This window comes from Paraburkholderia sediminicola (assembly GCF_046026675.1).
Lineage (GTDB): Bacteria > Pseudomonadota > Gammaproteobacteria > Burkholderiales > Burkholderiaceae > Paraburkholderia > Paraburkholderia sediminicola_F.
On record NZ_JAQQEY010000002.1, the window covers coordinates 4,039,196 to 4,055,967 of the forward strand.

Annotated in this window: 13 protein-coding genes; 4 read left to right on the top strand and 9 right to left on the bottom strand. The window is 62.0% G+C overall.

Annotated elements, in window-relative coordinates:
- Nucleotides 1–2 precede the first annotated feature (2 nt).
- The 6 genes from PQQ86_RS37725 to PQQ86_RS37750 all read right to left on the bottom strand — a co-directional run bounded on the left by PQQ86_RS37725 (nucleotide 3) and on the right by PQQ86_RS37750 (nucleotide 6,576).
- The gene (locus tag PQQ86_RS37725; protein ID WP_408279048.1) at nucleotides 3–1,043 is read right to left on the bottom strand and encodes an aldo/keto reductase; all 1,041 of its coding nucleotides are present in this window, start codon (nucleotides 1,041–1,043) and stop codon (nucleotides 3–5) included.
- Nucleotides 1,044–1,217: 174 nt separating this feature from the next.
- Complete coding sequence (locus PQQ86_RS37730) at nucleotides 1,218–2,534, bottom strand: UxaA family hydrolase (RefSeq protein WP_408279050.1); 1,317 nt, start codon at nucleotides 2,532–2,534, stop codon at nucleotides 1,218–1,220.
- Nucleotides 2,535–2,576: 42 nt separating this feature from the next.
- Entirely contained in the window at nucleotides 2,577–2,900 is a 324-nt protein-coding gene (locus PQQ86_RS37735) for a UxaA family hydrolase (protein WP_408279453.1), read from the bottom strand.
- Nucleotides 2,901–2,964: 64 nt separating this feature from the next.
- Nucleotides 2,965–4,020 carry an ABC transporter permease gene (locus PQQ86_RS37740; RefSeq protein WP_408279052.1) on the bottom strand — a complete coding sequence of 352 codons (1,056 nt, stop codon included), beginning with the start codon at nucleotides 4,018–4,020 and terminating at the stop codon, nucleotides 2,965–2,967.
- Complete coding sequence (locus PQQ86_RS37745) at nucleotides 4,010–5,530, bottom strand: sugar ABC transporter ATP-binding protein (RefSeq protein WP_408279055.1); 1,521 nt, start codon at nucleotides 5,528–5,530, stop codon at nucleotides 4,010–4,012. The genes PQQ86_RS37740 and PQQ86_RS37745 overlap by 11 nt, the downstream gene beginning before the upstream one ends.
- On the bottom strand, nucleotides 5,527–6,576 hold the full coding sequence (locus tag PQQ86_RS37750; RefSeq protein WP_408279058.1) for a sugar ABC transporter substrate-binding protein: 1,050 nt from the start codon (nucleotides 6,574–6,576) through the stop codon (nucleotides 5,527–5,529). Before PQQ86_RS37750 ends, PQQ86_RS37745 begins: the two co-directional genes overlap by 4 nt.
- Nucleotides 6,577–6,935: 359 nt before the next feature.
- On the opposite strand from PQQ86_RS37750, the gene PQQ86_RS37755 reads away from it, so the two are divergent.
- Both PQQ86_RS37755 and PQQ86_RS37760 read left to right on the top strand, forming a co-directional pair.
- A complete protein-coding gene (locus PQQ86_RS37755; protein WP_408279061.1) occupies nucleotides 6,936–7,724 on the top strand; it encodes an IclR family transcriptional regulator in 789 nt (262 codons plus the stop codon).
- Between the two features lie 76 nt (nucleotides 7,725–7,800).
- Entirely contained in the window at nucleotides 7,801–8,346 is a 546-nt protein-coding gene (locus tag PQQ86_RS37760; RefSeq protein ID WP_408279063.1) for a hypothetical protein, read from the top strand.
- Between the two features lie 100 nt (nucleotides 8,347–8,446).
- On the opposite strand, the gene PQQ86_RS37765 is transcribed toward PQQ86_RS37760, so the two are convergent.
- Nucleotides 8,447–10,966 (bottom strand): bifunctional acetate--CoA ligase family protein/GNAT family N-acetyltransferase, encoded by a 2,520-nt coding sequence (locus PQQ86_RS37765; protein WP_408279066.1) that lies wholly within the window; start codon nucleotides 10,964–10,966, stop codon nucleotides 8,447–8,449.
- Nucleotides 10,967–11,328: 362 nt separating this feature from the next.
- Here PQQ86_RS37765 and PQQ86_RS37770 point away from each other — a divergent pair, with 362 nt between their 5' ends.
- Both PQQ86_RS37770 and PQQ86_RS37775 read left to right on the top strand, forming a co-directional pair.
- Nucleotides 11,329–12,198 carry a LysR substrate-binding domain-containing protein gene (locus PQQ86_RS37770; protein WP_408279069.1) on the top strand — a complete coding sequence of 290 codons (870 nt, stop codon included), beginning with the start codon at nucleotides 11,329–11,331 and terminating at the stop codon, nucleotides 12,196–12,198.
- Between the two features lie 342 nt (nucleotides 12,199–12,540).
- Nucleotides 12,541–13,614, top strand: coding sequence for a fimbrial protein (locus PQQ86_RS37775; RefSeq protein WP_408279072.1), 1,074 nt, complete (start codon nucleotides 12,541–12,543; stop codon nucleotides 13,612–13,614).
- 177 nt (nucleotides 13,615–13,791) lie between these two features.
- Here PQQ86_RS37775 and PQQ86_RS37780 read toward each other — a convergent pair whose 3' ends face one another.
- Nucleotides 13,792–15,393: a peptide chain release factor 3 gene (locus tag PQQ86_RS37780; RefSeq protein ID WP_408279075.1), complete on the bottom strand. Its 1,602-nt coding sequence runs from the start codon at nucleotides 15,391–15,393 to the stop codon at nucleotides 13,792–13,794.
- A gap of 320 nt (nucleotides 15,394–15,713) precedes the next feature.
- Nucleotides 15,714–16,772: a fimbrial protein gene (locus PQQ86_RS37785; protein WP_408279078.1), complete on the bottom strand. Its 1,059-nt coding sequence runs from the start codon at nucleotides 16,770–16,772 to the stop codon at nucleotides 15,714–15,716.

Genomic DNA, 16,772 nt, shown 5'->3' on the forward strand with positions numbered 1-16,772 from the left:
AATCAATCCTCCGGCGCGGGCGCGCGGCTGTCGAGCAAGCCTTTGTCACGCAACGCGGACCACAGTTCCGCGGGGATTGACTGCTCGAACGACGCGGCGTTCTCGCGCAATTCGTCGGCACTGCGCGCGCCGGTCAACACGGTTGCGACCGCCGGATGCGCATACGGAAACTGCAAAGCTGCGGCTGGAAGCGGCACGCCATGTACCCGGCACACCGCTTCCAGCCGCGCGACGCGTTCGATGATTTCGCTCGGCGCGTCGCCGTAATTGAATTTCAGATCGCCTGCTACGCCGCGCGCCAGAATGCCCGAGTTGAACGCGCCGCCTAACAGAATGCTGACGCCGCGTTGTTCACATGCTGGGAGCAGGTCGTCGAGCGTGGTCTGTTCGAGCAGCGTATAACGGCCCGCGAGCAACGCGCAATCGATATCGAATTCGGCCATCACGTCGAGTATCGCCGCGCCTTCGTTGACGCCGAGTCCAACCGCTTTGACCGCGCCCGAGGAGCGCAGATCATCGAGCGCACGAAAGCCGCCGCCTTCAGTGAGTTGCCGCCAGTAATGGGGGTTCTTGTCGCCATGCGTGACAACGCCGATATCGTGCACCAGCAGAATGTCGATATCGACCATGCCGAGACGCTGCTGGCTGTCTTCGAACGAACGCAGAATGCCGTCGTGCGTGTAGTCGAAGATCGCCTGGAACGGCAGCGGGTCTTGCCATCCTTCGCTGCCGTCGTAGGGCGTGGTGCGCGGTACGAAGCGGCGCCCGACTTTGGTGGACAGCACGTATTCACTGCGCGGGTAGCCGCGCAACGCGTCGCCCAGACGGTGCTCGGCTTTCGTGTGACCGTAATGCGGCGCGGTGTCGAAAAAACGCACGCCGACGTCCCACGCAGCGGCGATAGTCGCGTGCGCCTCTTCTTCGGACAGATCGCGATAGAGGCCGCCCAGTGGCGCCGTACCGAGCCCCAATCCGGACACCTGCAATGCACGACGGCCGACGTTGCGCCGCTGTTCGATCTTCGAACCGATCTTTGCCGCCATGGACCACGTCTCCTGTGTCGACCAGAGTTGGCGCTTTAGCGCTTACTCTGGTCCCATGCAAAGCTGTCGACCAGAGTTGGCGCTTGAGCGCTTACTCTGGTCCCGTTTATGTTTTAGCACGTGCCGACGATGTTTGCCCGCTGCGTGGCCTCGGACTCGTCGCAAATAGACCGCTCAGTGCGGCTCGATCGCAACAACCCGATGCGGCGGTGCAGCGTTCGACGGCAAACAGGCCGGGCCCACTGGTTCGAAAGTCTTGTACGTCAGGATGAATTCCTGATGACCGAGCGTTTCCGATTTCGATGCCGCACCGAGCGACACCGCCACCGTTTGCTCGAATACCTCGCGGCCGACTTCGTCGAGCGTGCCGCGGCCTTCGAGAATGCGTCCTGCATCGACGTCCATATCGCCGGCGAGATTGCGGTACGTCGCGGGATTCGCGCACACCTTGATGACGGGTGAGATCGCCGAGCCGACCACCGAGCCGCGTCCGGTCGTGAACAGGATCACATGCGCACCGCATGCGATCAGTTCGCCGATTTCCGCGTTGTCGCTGATGTTCGGAAAGCCGAAGCGCGGTTCGCCGTCAGGCACGACGTCGAGGAGATAGAGGCCGCCGGTCGGCGGAACGTCGCCGGGTTTTATAATGCCGACAATCGGCGACGCGCCGCTTTTCGCATACGCGCCCAACGACTTCTCTTCCTGCGTGGTGAGGCCGCCATCCGCATTGCCGACGGCAAAACTGCCATGCCCAAGGATCGAGTAGTAGCGTGCCGCCTTCGCAACGCACGCGACAATTTCATCCCCGAGTTCCGGCCTCGCGGCACGCGTTTTCATATGAAACTCGCAGCCCACCAACTCGCCGGTTTCTTCGAAAATGCAGGTCGCGCCCGCGTCGATCAGATGATCGAACGCACGGCCCACGGCCGGGTTCGCGGTGATGCCGCTGGTTCCGTCCGAGCCGCCGCAGATCGTGCCGATCACCAGTTCGCTCAGCGCCATCGGCACTTTCTGCTGCGCGGCAAGTTGCTTGCGTGCGTCGCGAATCCAGTCGACGCCGTATTGAATCGTGCTGCGTGTGCCGCCTTTTTCCTGAATCGTCAGGACTTCGACGGGACGGCCGCTCGCGCGCACGACGTCGACGAGATAATGCTTGTTCATGCTCTCGCACCCGAGCGACACGAACAGCACCGCGCCCACGTTGGGATGCGTGGTGAGGCGCTCGAGCATCTTTTCGGCGTACCCGTTCGGATAGCACCCGGGAAAGCCGATCAGATGCACCGGCGGCTCGCGCTCGGCTGAAGGATCGTCGAACGCGTCGAGCGGTTCGCGAAACTGTGTGACGATCTCACGCGCGACGTGATGCGCGCACTCGACCAGATACGCCACCGCAACCACATTGCGGATGCCCTTGCGGCCATCCTTGCGCGGATAGCCCTGCAACAAGGGCTGATGCTGCGCGGCGGCGGATGCTACGGAAGTGTCAGTCATGATCATTCCAGCGCGGCGCAAGGCCACGTCAATGTGCTCAATTCAGTGATGGACGAACTCGTGGCCCGCGTCATGCGTATACGTGGGCAGGTAATCGCTTTCGAGGTTGTGCGTGTGCAGATGCGCACCGCGCGCCACCGCCTCGGTCACGTGACCGATCACCGCGCCGTAACGCAGCACCTTGTCGTCTTTCGCGAGTTCATGGCGCGCTACCTTGTGGCCGAGGTCGATGGTTTTGGTGAGCGTCACGCGCTCGCCTTCGATCTCGACTTGCGTGCCCGCATCGAGACGCGCCGCCGCGATCAGGCAGTTGTCCGCGGGGCTGAGCAGGATCAGGCGTGGGTCGGTTTGCAATGTTTGGGGCATTTGCGGCGTTTGTGGGGTTTGCGTTTTGCGGCTGGTCAAGTGCGTTCTCCGTGATGCGTGTGCATTAGTTCTGACCTTCGCCGCTGGCGAGCCGCGCCACCATCAGCGAGCCGAGGATGATCGCGCCGTAGATCGCCTGAATCCAGAACGACGGTACCTGAGCCAGCGTCAGCAGGTTCTGCACGACGCCGAGCAGCAACACGCCGGTGAGCGCACCGAGCATCGAGCCCTTGCCGCCGTCGAGCGAAATGCCGCCGATCACCGCCGCCGCGAACACCGTAAAAATCATGCCGTTACCCTGGTTCGCGTTGATCGCGCCGACATAGCCGGTCACGATCAGACCGCCCACCGAGGCCAGCATACTGCCGAGCACGAATACGCCCCACGTAATGCGCTCGACGCGAATCCCCGCCGCGCGCGCCGCTTCCGGATTGCCGCCGATCGCATATAACGCGCGACCCAGGCGGTGATAGCGCAGCACGAACGCAGCAATGGCAAACGCTGCCGCCGCGAGCCACACCGACAACGGCAAACCGAGCACGATCGTGGTGGCGAGCGAGAAGAACGACGGCGGCATATCGAACAGCGTGCCGCCTTTGGTCGCGCCGACCAGCATGCCGCGCAACACGATCAGCATCGCCAGTGTGACGATGAAGGCGTTCAGCCGCAAACGCACCACCAGGAAACCGTTGACGAAGCCGATCACCGCGCCGACCACGAGGATCGCCAGCAAACCCACCGCCGCCGGCCATTGCAACCCGAAGCCCGCGGACGCAGCCGGCATCACCAGCATCGCGCCGATAGCCGGCGCAATGCCCACCGTCGATTCGAGCGACAGATCGAACTTGCCGGTCAACACGATCAGCGATTCGGCGAGCACGACCAACGCCAATGCCGCGGACGCCCCCAGTACACTGATCAGATTCGCCTTCGTCAGAAAGCTCGGGCTGACAAACGCGCCGATTACAAGCAACAACGCAAGCGCCGGCAGCAAGGCCAGTTCGCGCAGCCGGGCGAGTTCGCTACGAGCACGTTTGCCGCGCGTCGCCTGTGCGACGGGCTGTGGCTGCGCTTGACCTTGGGGGGTGCCGAATGCGGGGCTGGGCACACTATTCTTCATGGAGACTGACTCCTTCAACGGATGCGATCAGGTCGTGGTCTTGCCAACCCGCGGGAAATTCGGCCGCGACACGGCCACGGAACATGACCAGCACACGGTCACAGGTACGCAGATCGTCGAGTTCGCCGGACACGACCAGCACGGCCTTGCCCTCCTCTCGCACGCGATCCACGACTGACAGCAACGCTTCTTTCGATTTCACATCGACGCCTGCCGTAGGGTCGATTAATACAAGTACGTTCGGATCGGTGGCTAGTGCACGCGCCATCACGACCTTCTGCTGATTGCCGCCCGACAGCCCTGACACGACATGCTCGGGGCCTTGCGCGACGATGCCGAGCGCGTCGATCATCTTCTGACCGAAGGCGTTCTTTTTCGCCGGCGGTGCGATGCCGAATTTGCCGAGCAGGCGCGTGATCGTCATCGAGGCGTTTTCGGCAACCGATTGCGTCAGGACCAGCCCTTCGTGATGGCGATCTTTCGGCACGCAGCCGATGCCGTGTGCCAGCGCAGCAGGGACATCGCCAGATGGCAGCGTCGCACCATCCACGCTGATCGAGCCACGCTTGGCCGCACGCAAACCGGCAATCGCTTCGGCCACGCTCGTGCGGCCGCTGCTCGTTGCGCCGGTCAGCCCTACGACTTCGCCACGCTTCACCGTGAACGACACGCCTTCGTAATCGGAACCCACCAGATCTTTGACTTCCAACGCAATGGCGGTGTCCGCCGGCAACGCGGCGCGCGCCGCCGCATCCGCAACGGCCAGACCACCACGCTCGCCGGTCATCGCTTCGATCAACTGCTCGCGTGGCAGCGAAGAAACCGGCGCGCTGACGATATGTCGCGCGTCGCGCAGCACCGTCACGGCCTGGCAGATCTCATAGACCTCCTGCAGGTGATGAGAAATAAAGAGGAACGTCACGCCTTCGCGCTGCAACTCGCTGATGCGGCGGAACAGACGCTTGATTTCGTCGCCGTCGAGCTGCGCGGTCGGTTCATCGAGAATGATGAAGCGCGCGCCGTACGACAGCGCCCGCGCAATCTCCACGAGTTGCCGTGCTTCCACGCTCAGATCGCCGGCACGCGCATCTTCGCGTACGTCGATCTTCCAGTGATCGAGCAACTCACGCGCATCGCGGCGCATGGCGCGCCAATCGATCACGCCCCCGCGTGACGGCTGCCGGTTGATAAACAAATTCTCCGCGACGCTCAGATCGCGAATGATCGTCGAATGCTGATAAACGCAGGCGACGCGCTCGCGCCACGCATCGCGATCCGCAATCGACGGCGCGGCCACGCCGCCAAAACGCACCTCGCCGGTATCGGGCTTGCGCAGGCCGGTGAGGATCGACACCAGCGTCGATTTGCCCGCACCGTTGCGCCCGACGAGCGCATGTGACTCGCCGGGCATCACGCGGATGCTCACGTCTTTCAGCGCGGCCGTGGAACCGAAGCGTTTGGTAACCTCAAACGCTTCGACGACCGGCACAGAGGGCGTCGGCTCGCTCATTTAACGGTATTGCCCCACAACGCTTTGTCGTCGACATTCGCCTTCGTGACGAGCGGTGCGGGCAATTGATCTTCGAGAATGCCCGGCGCCAACTGGACGATGTTGCTGCCGTGATCCGTCGGGCCGGGCTTGAAGGTCTGTCCGGCCAACGCCGCCTTGATATAGAAGAGACCGTATTTCGCGTAGGAATCGGCAGGCTGCGAAATGGTCGCGTCGATATCACCGCGACGGATGGCCTCGAACTCCTGCGGAATGCCGTCGTTACTGACAATCACGACGTGCTTCGCATCGCCGGCCGGAAACAACATCTGCTTGCGGCGCAACGTTTGCAGCGTGGGCGACAGATAGACGCCGCCTGCCTGCATATAGATTGCCTTCACGTCAGGATTCGCGGTGAGCAGACTGTCGAGCGCGGTAGCCGCGACGTCACCCTTCCAACTTGCCGGAATTTCCAGCAGCGACAAACCCGGGAAGCCCTTCAGACACGAGCGGAACGCTTCAGACCGGTCGCGCCCATTCACCGACGCCAGGTCGCCCATGATCTGCACGACCTTGCCCGACTTCACATGCTCGCCGATGTACTTGCACGCCTTCTCGCCGTAGGCGTGGTTGTCGGCGCGCACCACCATCGCGACCTTGCCTTGCGTCGGCGCAACGTCTACGGCGACCACCGGCACGTTCTTCGCCGATGCCGCATCGAGCGCGCGACTGATCGCCGCCGAATCCAGCGGGCCGACCACGATGCCTTTCGCACCGAGATTCAGCAGGTTGTTCATGTCGGTGATCTGTTGGACCGGATCGCCGTTCGAATTGACCGGCGCCAAGATATCGATGCCCATGTCCTTCGCGTACTTCGGCAGATAGTTGTTGTACGACTGCCAGAACGGCGATGTAAGCAGCGGCAGACCGAGGCCGACCTTGCCGGCGTCAGTGGCGTGTGCCGCACCACTGACAGCGAGGCTGGCGACGCAAGCTGCCGCCGCAACGGCGAACAACGAACTCTGGAATAAACGGCGAGCCGGGTGCGGCCCTTTCGCGAACGACATGGTTGTCTCCTATGTCGGTCCGGAGTTAGCGCTTCAGCTGTCGACCGGAGTTAGCGCTTCAGCGCTTATTCCGGTCCCATGCAAAGCTCCTGCTCCGGCCCCATGCAATGCGTTGTGGGAACTGCGTGAACCCGCCATGCGAGTGGTGGGCACTTGGTCCTGCGCTTTCTTATGAAGTATTGGCGTGTTTTCGTTCACCAATGAACGTATTATTCATATACGGACTTTTCGAAGTCAAGCGATGTGCACTGCACCATGCCTCGGTGTTTCCCCTGGCGCGTGCCGCCTCGCACGAGATTCCCCACGCACTTACACTCACGCGCCAGATAATGAGAACAACACACGGAGCCTTGCTCACCATGGACGCAGACGACAAAGACGACGCCGACCGTTACCGCGCCCCCGCGTTGGACAAGGGCCTCGACATCCTTGAACTGCTCGCCGAGCAGAAAGAAGGGCTGACGCGCGCCGAAATCACCAAGCTGCTGGGACGCAACGCGAGCGAGATGTACCGGATGCTGGAGCGACTGGTCGCACGGCAGTACGTAGTGCGCTCGGCGGCAGGCGACCGTTATTCGCTGAGCCTGAAGCTGTACGCGCTCGCGCATCGTCATCCGCCGATGAACCGCCTGATCTCCGAAGCGCTGCCGCTGATGCAGCGTTTCGCCGATGCCGCCGAGCAATCGTGTCACCTCGTGGTGTACGACCGCGGCAATCTGCTGGTGATCGCGCAGGTGGACGGACCGGGCACGTGGGGCATGTCGGTGCGGCTCGGCTCCCGGGTCGGCCTGATCGATACGGGTTCGGGGCGCGTGATGCTCGCGTTTCAAAGCGTCGAGCAGCGCGACCAGATGCTGGCCGAACACACCAAGGTAAAAGGCGAAGTCACGATCGATCATGATGCGCTGGAACAGGCGTGCGAGCGGATTCGCGCGGCGGGTTTTTCACAGAAGGACAGTCAGCAGACGTTCGGCGTGACCGACGTCACGTTCCCAATCCAGGGGCCGTCAGGCCAGGCGATCGCGGTGCTTACTTGCCCTTACTTGAAACGTATCGATGAATACGTTGCGCCGACGTTGGAGGCGGCAACAGCACTGCTGCGCGAGACGGTGCAGGCGCTGTCGATGTTTCGGGAAGAGGCCGTTTAACGCACATGGTTTAGAATGGCGACCCTTTCAAAAATCACGCCGCAGGGGTCTCCTCATGCGCGCTCATCGACAAGCAATGGCGAAACTTCTGACCGATTCCGAATTCCAGCGTTTTTCCGAACTCCAGCAGAAGCAGTCGAGCTTCACGATCACGCCTGAAGAAGCCGACGAACTGCGCGACATCGTCGCTCATGCGCAAAAGCGCCGTGACGACCGCGCAGCAGCGATGCAAAGCATCGAGACCTTCATTCAGCAATTCGACATCAGCCCGGACGAGCTGTTTTCGGCCGAGCAGATCGGCGACGCCGCACGCACCTTCGGTCTGATTCCGGCGGCGAAGAAAGAGCGTGTGCTGCCGCCGCAGTTCACGTTCAACGGCAAGCCGTATCAATGGACAGCGCGTCCGCTGCCGGACGAGATTCGCGTGCCGCTGTTCGATGCCTTCAAGGCGGGCGAATCGGTGAAGTCGTTCATCGCGACGCTGAAGGACGCGAACCGCTGCGCGGCGACCATCGCGCGTCTGGAACGCGAAACCGGCGCCGTATACGCTGAAGCGTTGCTGGACGAGTTGTCCGTGACCCGCACGCAGGTCGACGAAGCTGCGGCGAAGCTGCCGGCTTAATCAAGCTGGCGGCCGACAGCGCTTCCTGCTTTCCGATCACTGCCTCAGCCGCCTCATCGGCGCGGGCAGTGATTGCGCTCCTGATTACCCTCTTCCCGGTTCAATTCCTGGCGCTCGCCACGTTCGCACTGCCCCCCGCCGGTTCATCCAGCGCCATCCTGAAGCCGACCACGCCGGGATCTTCCGTCGGCGTAATGGTGAAGCCGCAGGACCTGGCTAGCGCTATCATCGGCGCGTTCTCCCGCAACGCCTCGCCGATCAGCCAATGGGTGCCACGCGCCCGCGCGTACTTGATGATCCGATCCATCAGCAGTTGTCCAAGGCGACGGCCTTTCTGGTCGGAGCGCACCGCGGCGGCGAACTCGGCTGTCTCGTTGTCGGGATCGGCTACGGCGCGCACCACGCCGAGCGTGCGCGTAAAACCGTCTTCGCTGGTGACCGTCGCGATGAGTGCCATTTCGCGGTCGTAGTCGATCTGCGTCATGCGCGCGAGCTGCGAGTGATCGAAGCTGCCGACCGCGCCGAAAAAGCGCAAACGCAAATCTTCCGGCGTCATCGCCTCGACGAAATCGTGGTGCGCGGCTTCGTCTTCCGGCCGGATCGGACGGACCGTCACACGTAGGCCCTGCCAGTCGATCGTCTCTTCGAAGCGGCGCGGGTATGGAACGATTGCGAGACGGCTGCGTTTCGATGCGAGGCTGAGGCTTGGCTCGACCACTACCACGCGGTCCTTGAATACCCGCAGCGTCAGCGCGAGCCCGACGATCTCCTTGACGTCGCAGACCGCCTGCGAAAGTGCCGTCAATGCGGTTAATGCCGGCTCGGGATCGATCAGGCGCGCGTAGCGCGAGTGCGTGACCATGTCGCGCGCGAGCATCGGATTAAGTGGCGGTAAGCCGTAGACGCGCAGCGGCTCGGACACGCCATCCGCCGAAGGCGCGGTGAAGCGGAAAACAGGGCCGAAATTGTCGTCGTCGTGAAGTTCTACGGCGATCTCGACAACCGGCTTTAGCGACTGCGCGGCGACCAGTTCCGCGCAATCTGCTTGTGCCGACGCTGTGGCTAATTGCTGCGCGGTTTGTTGGGTTAGCGCTTGCGTCGATCCTTCCGTAGCGCCTTGCGCCGATGATCCTTTCGTCAGGTCGCCCCCTTGCGTTTCAACGCTCAGCCCAAATCGCTCAAGAAACTGTGCCGCCGCTGACCCAGTTAGTTGGTGCTCACCTGCGGCGAGTGCGGCACGTGCTTGCGTCTGAGCGGCGTCGATTGCTTCGGGTATCTGTGCTGGCAAACCTTCGGGCGTCTGCATCAGCAATTCGCGGCCCATCCGGTAGTCGACCAGACGCGCAAAGGCGCGCGCAAGCCGCTGCGGCGTCGTATGAACAGGAATGCCCTGCGCATGTAGGGCATCACGCGTGGCCGCATCCACGCCGCCGAAAAAGCACGCAAGCAGCCCGCGATATGCAAAGCGCTGATTCGCGATCAATGCCTGCGCGACCTCACCGACCGGCGCGCCATGCGTCGACGCGTGGACCACGAAGGCCGTGCCGGTGCTGCGATGCTCGGCGAGCAGCTTGAGCGCGGTGCCGAAATGCTCGGGACGGGCATCGTCGCCGAGTCTTAGCGGGTTGCCGGCCACCGCGTGAGGCAGCGCTTCGCTTAGCGCCGTATCCGCTTCGGCAGGCCACGGCGCGAGCGTGTCGCCGGCAGCGGCAAAGGCGTCGCAGGCTAGCGTGGCGAGGCCACTGTCACTGGTGATCAGTGTCGCCGTCGCTCCCGCCGCCACCCGACCCACGCCGAGTGTTTCGATTTCATCGAGCAGATCGTCGAGCGAATCGACGCGCACCATGCCCGCGCGACGGAATGCAGCGGTGTACAACGCGTCGGCCGGATCGGCACGGCCCGAGCGTAACGCCAGCACCGGTTTGTTGCGTGCCGCAGCGCGAGCCGCGGACATGAATTTACGCGCGGCGCGCACCGTGTCCAACTCCAGAAGAATCGCGCGCGTGCCGGGATCGCTCGCCAGATAGTCGAGCACGTCACCGGCATCCACGTCGGCTTCGCCACCCAGCGCCACCGCATGCGAAAAACCAAGGCCGCGCGCATGCGCCCAACCGAGCACGGCATTCGTCAGGGCATTCGACTGCGACACCCATGCCACGCCACCCGCCTTCACCGTGCACGAAGGCGCACCGAAATGCGCATGAAACGCCGGCGACACCACCCCGAGACTGCCCGGCCCGACGATGCGCAGCAAATGCGGCCGCGCCGCCGAGAGTGCATGCCGGAGTTGCACACGGTCCTCATCGCACCGCACCTCGCCGACGATGATCGCCGCGCGCGTACCCAGGCCGCCGAGCTTGTGGATGATGCCGGGCCACGTGTCGGGTGGCGTGCAGATCAGCGCGACGGTAGGCGCTTGCGGCAGATCGCCGACATCGCAGATGACCTTGCGTCGACCGAGCGTCTCGTATTTCGGATTGACCGGCCAGATGGGGCCCTCGAAACCGCCTTCCAGCACGCGCGCCCACACCATTGCGCCGGTGCTGCCCGGCCGCTCGGAAGCGCCGATCACGGCGACGGATTTAGGGCGGAACAGGGCGTCTAGGTTGCGAACGGTCACGGGCGCTCCAACGGAGTGTGAAGTAGGCACGGCGGCCAGATGGCGCGCGTCTTCGTCAGGATAGGCGAAGTCGAGGGCTTGCGCGGCGGCGGTTCTGAAAACGCCGCGCGACGTGGACGAAATGCCGCTTGATCCGCGCCAACGCACGCCAGAATTTTTTTAGCGCGATCAGGCAAAATATCACGCCTGAATGCGACAATCTTGTGGATGCCCTATAGCCCGTTTGCCTTTGAAACGTGCGGGCTGATTGATGGCGGCATGGCGCGTCGGAGACAACGCGCGGCACGAACATGGATTCCGCGAGCCGGCACGCGACAACAGTCACGCCTGCTCCGAACGAACAAAGAGACAGAAGGTGATTTATGCGGCGCTTGCCATCGCTGATCGCGTTGCGCTTCTTTGAAGAGACAGCCCGGCACATGAGCTTTAACCGCGCGGCCACCGCGCTATGCGTCACCCAAGGCGCGGTGAGCCGGCAGATCAAACTGCTCGAGGAATCGCTCGGCGCGAAGTTGTTTGAGCGCGATCACAAGGGTATCCGGTTGACACCGGCCGGACTCCAATTCCTGCCTTGCCTCTCCGAGGCCTTCGACACCATCGAGCGCGGCTTCCGTCAGATCACTGCAGCCAAAGGTCGGCGGCGTCTCGTCGTCGCCGTGCCGCCCACCTTTGCGACACAGTGGTTCTCGCCGCGGCTCGGTTCGCTGGGAGACGAATTGCCCGATGTCGAACTGTCCGTTCGCACGACGCCCACGGAAGACTGTCACTGCGTCATCCGCTTCGGCCGAGACGCGCTGGCGGGCGCACATTCCGAGTTGCTGATGACCGAGCGCCACGTACTGGTCGGCGCACCCCGTCTGCTTAGTGAGTCTCTCGACATGCTGCTCGAGCATATGCCCGCGCTGCATGTGCTGCATAACGACACGCGCCTGGACCTGTGGCCGAATTGGCTGGCCAAGGCCGGCTTGCCGGCGCGTTACGCGGAGAACGGCACCGAGTTTTCCACGCTGGAGCAGGCGATTCATGCGGCACGCAAAGGCGCGGGACTCGCGGTGGTCGATCGGAACATGATCGTCGAAGAACTGGCGGACGGCAGTCTCGCGCGGTTTTCCGATATCGAAGTAACCGGGCCGTATGGCTACTGGCTCGACGTGGCGCAACGCCAAGCAGCCCTTGAGCACGTGCAGGCGTTTGCCAGTTGGATGCGGGAAGAGGTTTTGAAGATGGGGTGAGGCACCGCTGCCTTGAAGAATCTGCAGCTTCATGACGGGCAGCGCGGTGCAGGTATATCGATGCATACACGGTACCCTGCTGCCTCGACCTGAGCCAGCGTTTTCCGCACTTCTGTAAGACATTTCCCACTCAATTAAGACTTTTCCGATATTCATTCGGATCTCCGCCGATCAATATCGAGATGTGCCAATTCGGCATGCAATCGCCTTGATTTATTGCGGTCTTCTGCGACCCATGGGATGAAATCAATATTCGTCCTTCGATGAAGCGGATTTTCACCGCCTATTCTGCGATCGTCGCCAGCCAGTCATGGCGAAAGCTGAGAACAGAGAGATATGGACATGAATACGACTGAAGCAAAAACCATGAGTAGAGAACGGAATCGGACGTCGAACAACGCGCGGCTAATGAAACCTGTGAGGTGTCGCGCAGTATGGCTCGCCCGTGCGCTGGGCGCTGGCGTGTTGATGCTCGGCTCCATACACGTCCAAGCCGACTATGTGCACCTGCCGTACAACAAAGGTTGGACAGACAACTTCAATAACCTGTCGTTTTCCGCTTCGTTTTCTCCGTCGCGGGATATTCCCGTGGGCACCGTGTTGCAGAGCGCCAGCGCCAACGGCAAGATTAGCTACAACGTCACGTGCCCAGTCACCAGGACGGTAACGGTCACCGGTACGCCGGTTCCTGGCATGACGGATACCTATCAGACCAACGTGCCGGGGGTCGGCGTCCATTTCTACGTAACGGCTGGATGGTCGGGCGCAAATTATATTTCTGTACCTTCGACTGAAGCCTTGGCAGCGTCCTCGAACGGACCGACCGATTTCTATACGAGAGCAGACCTGGTGGTGACCGGCCCAGTCGGCAACGGCACACTCACGACTCTCCCGAGCATGACGCTGAACTACACCGGGACCTGCATCACCGATTCCGCCTACAATTCGCCGCATAGCCAGTCACTCAACGCCGGAACAACCATTGCTGGACGGACTTGCAGCGTGACCACGTCTTCGGTTTCCGTCATGCTGCCACAGGCTTACACAGGTCGGCTGTCTACCACCGGCGCAACCACCGGAGCCACGCCGTTCAACCTTGCCCTCGACTGCTCGCAGGGTACCAAGGTCAACGTAACGCTGACCGACGCGTCCAATGCTTCGAACACGTCAACCACGCTAAGCCTCGCACCAGGCTCAACAGCAACAGGTATCGGTCTGCAGGTTCTCAACGGCTCGACACCGATCGCGTATGGCCCTGACTCCGCGGCCGCGGGAAATCAGAATCAATGGCTGGCTGGTACGGCCGCCGGCGGCCCGATGACGATTCCGCTGACTGCCCAATACGTACGTACGCCGGGCACCGTGGCGCCCGGCACCGTGAAAGGTTTGGCCACTTTCACGATGTCATATCAGTAGGGCTCAAAAACGCTTCAAATAAGGGGGCCAGAGATACATCGTCGGCCGGATCTGACAGATTGACCAAGCATGCCCGAAAAGCAAAAGGCCGCGTCACGTGACGCGGCCTTTTGCTTTGAAGTTGATGCAATCCTATCCGGCGCGGCGGGCAACCACACCCATGCGACGTATACGCGCCTACATCGCCTTCTTGAACGGCGCACCCGAGTGCTCGCGCAATTCATTAAAGACAATCTTCGGCCACGCCTTCTGCGCGACTTCAATCTCGGAGACATGCGACGCCAGATACGTCGGCGCATCCGATGCATCGAGCGCAATCCGCGCGGCGTATGAATCGGTGAAGCGGCGAAGTTCGGCTGCATCGTCGCAGGTCACCCAACGCGACATGCGATAGCGCGCGGGCGCCATCCGCACGTCGACCTTGTATTCCGTCGACAAGCGGTGCGACACCACTTCGAACTGCAGTTGACCCACCGCGCCAAGAATCATCAAGCCGCCGACTTCCGGACGGAACACCTGAATCGCGCCTTCCTCGCCGAGTTGCTTCAGCGCTTCGCCGAGCTGCTTTGCGCGCATCGGATCAACCACTTCGACCGTCTGGAAAATTTCCGGCGCGAAGAACGGCAAGCCGACGAACTGCAGCAGCTCGCCTTCAGTCAACGTATCGCCGAGGCTCAGCGTGCCGTGATTCGGGATACCGATGATGTCGCCAGGATACGCCTCGCTGACCGTCTCACGGCGCTGTGACAGGAACGTCACCACGTTATTCGCGCGGAACGTCTTGTTCGTGCGCGTCACCTTCACGGCCATGCCGCGTTCGAAATGCCCCGAACACACGCGAATAAACGCCACGCGGTCGCGGTGCGCCAGGTCCATGTTCGCCTGCACTTTGAACACGACGCCGGTGAACTTCGGCTCGTCGGGCAGCACCGGACGTTGAACCGTCATCCGCATCGACGGCGGCGGCGCCAGGTCAACCAGTGCGTCGAGAATTTCCTTCACGCCGAAGTTGTTGATCGCCGAGCCGAACAGCACCGGCGATTGCTGCCCCGCCAGGAACTGCTCGCGATCGAAATCAGGCGACGCGCCGGTAATCAGGTCGATCTCTTCCTTCGCCTTGACCCAGGCATGACCGAAGCGGCGTTCGCCTTCTTCGTCGCTCGGCGCATGCAGCGTTTCGACGTCGCCGCCCGCCTTATCCTGTCCGGCGCGGAACAAGCGCACCTGGTCGCGCTGTATGTCGTAGACGCCCTGGAAGTCCTTACCCATACCGATCGGCCACGTGAATGGCACGGCAGCCACCCCCAGATGCTGTTCGATTTCGTCGAGCAGTTCGAGCGGCTCGCGCACTTCGCGGTCGAGCTTGTTGATGAAGGTGACGATCGGCGTCTTGCGGCTGCGGCAGACTTCGAGCAGCTTAAGCGTCTGTGCTTCGACACCGTTGGCGCCGTCGATCACCATCACAGCGGCATCGACCGCAGTTAGCACACGGTAGGTATCTTCGGAGAAGTCTTCGTGGCCTGGGGTGTCGAGCAGATTGATCACGGCGTCGCCGTACTCGAACTGCATCACCGAGCTGGCCACCGAAATGCCCCGCTGCTTTTCGATCTCCATCCAGTCGGAGGTCGCGTAGCGATTGCTCTTGCGGCCCTTCACGGTGCCGGCGATCTGGATCGCGCCCGAGAACAGCAGCAGCTTTTCAGTGAGCGTAGTCTTGCCCGCGTCCGGGTGGGAAATGACCGCGAACGTGCGGCGGCGTTTGAGTTCAGAGACTGACATCGGGTCTGGCGGTCACGGATAGGGGTTCGGGCGGTCTTCGGAAGCTTGTGGCCTCTGGTCTGCCACGTCTGGCGCGGCGGCGTCGATCTGCGGGAGCTGGGTCGGTGACCCGCATCACAAGGCAACTCGACCGCGCCGGAAACAGGTCACGAACGAGCGTTCGACAATACGGGAATCGCCAGCGCAGAACAGCGCAAGGTGCGAATGATACACGTCATGGGGACGGGCGTAGGAGAAACGGAGTTGGGGGACAGAGGCGGCGAGAGGGTTCGCTGCGGAAGCTGGGTGGGAGAGCGGCAGATCACCGCCCCCCGCTAACATCACTGGTACGACATCGTGAAAGTGGCCGCGCCTTTCACCGTGCCGGGCGTGATGGCTCCCGTCGTCCGGATGTACCGGACCGTAAAGGGAATGTTCATCGGGTCGCCTGTCGTGGTGCCTGCGGTCCACTGGTTCACATTCCCTGCGACGGCGGAGTCAGGCCCGTACGCAATCGGCGTCGATCCTGAGAGTATCTGCAGACCCACGCCCGCTGCCGAAGAGTTGGGCGCGAGACTCAGCGTTGTCGACGTGTTCGCAGCATTTGATGCATCGGTCAGTGTTACCTTGACCGTAACTCCTTGCGTACAGTTCACACCGAGGCTAAACGGAGTCGCACCAGCAGACCCCGTGGCGAGATTGCTCGGGAAAACTGTCGGCAGGGTGACATCGACAGAAGGCGTGGTCACGCTGCAGGTGCGGCCGATGATCGTCGTGCCGGGATTAAGTGCCTGCATATGGGGCGAAATGTAGTTGGGATCGTCGATGCAGGTTCCGCTATAGCTTATGGTCATACTTGGCAGCGTCGTTAGCGTACCGTTACCGATAGGGCCGGTCACCACCAGGTCGGCTCTAGTATAAAAATTGGTCGGTCCGCTCGAGGATAAACCCAAGACCTCGGTTGACGGTACAGAGGTGTAGTTACCGCCGGACCACCCTGCTGTCACGTACAAATGCACGCCAATTCCCGGCACGTTCGTCTGGTAGGTATCTGCCATACCAGGAACCGGCGTACCGGAGACAGTCACCGTCTTGGTGACCGGACAGGTGTTAGAGTAGCTAATCTTGCCGTCGGCGTTGACACTCTGCAACACGGTGCCTACGGGCACATCCCGCGACGCAGAAAACGAAGCGGAGAACGACAGGTTATCGAAGTTGGCGGTCCAACCTTTGTTGTAAGGCAGGTGAACGTAGTCAGCCTGTGCATGGATTGAGCACAACATCAGCAAGCCGGCACATAGTGTCTGCAGCATCCACGCGCCAACATGCTTGACACTACGCTTGCCAATTAGCTTTATGCCATCTTCGCGGCCCGTAGTCATTGCTTTAGTGGAATTCAT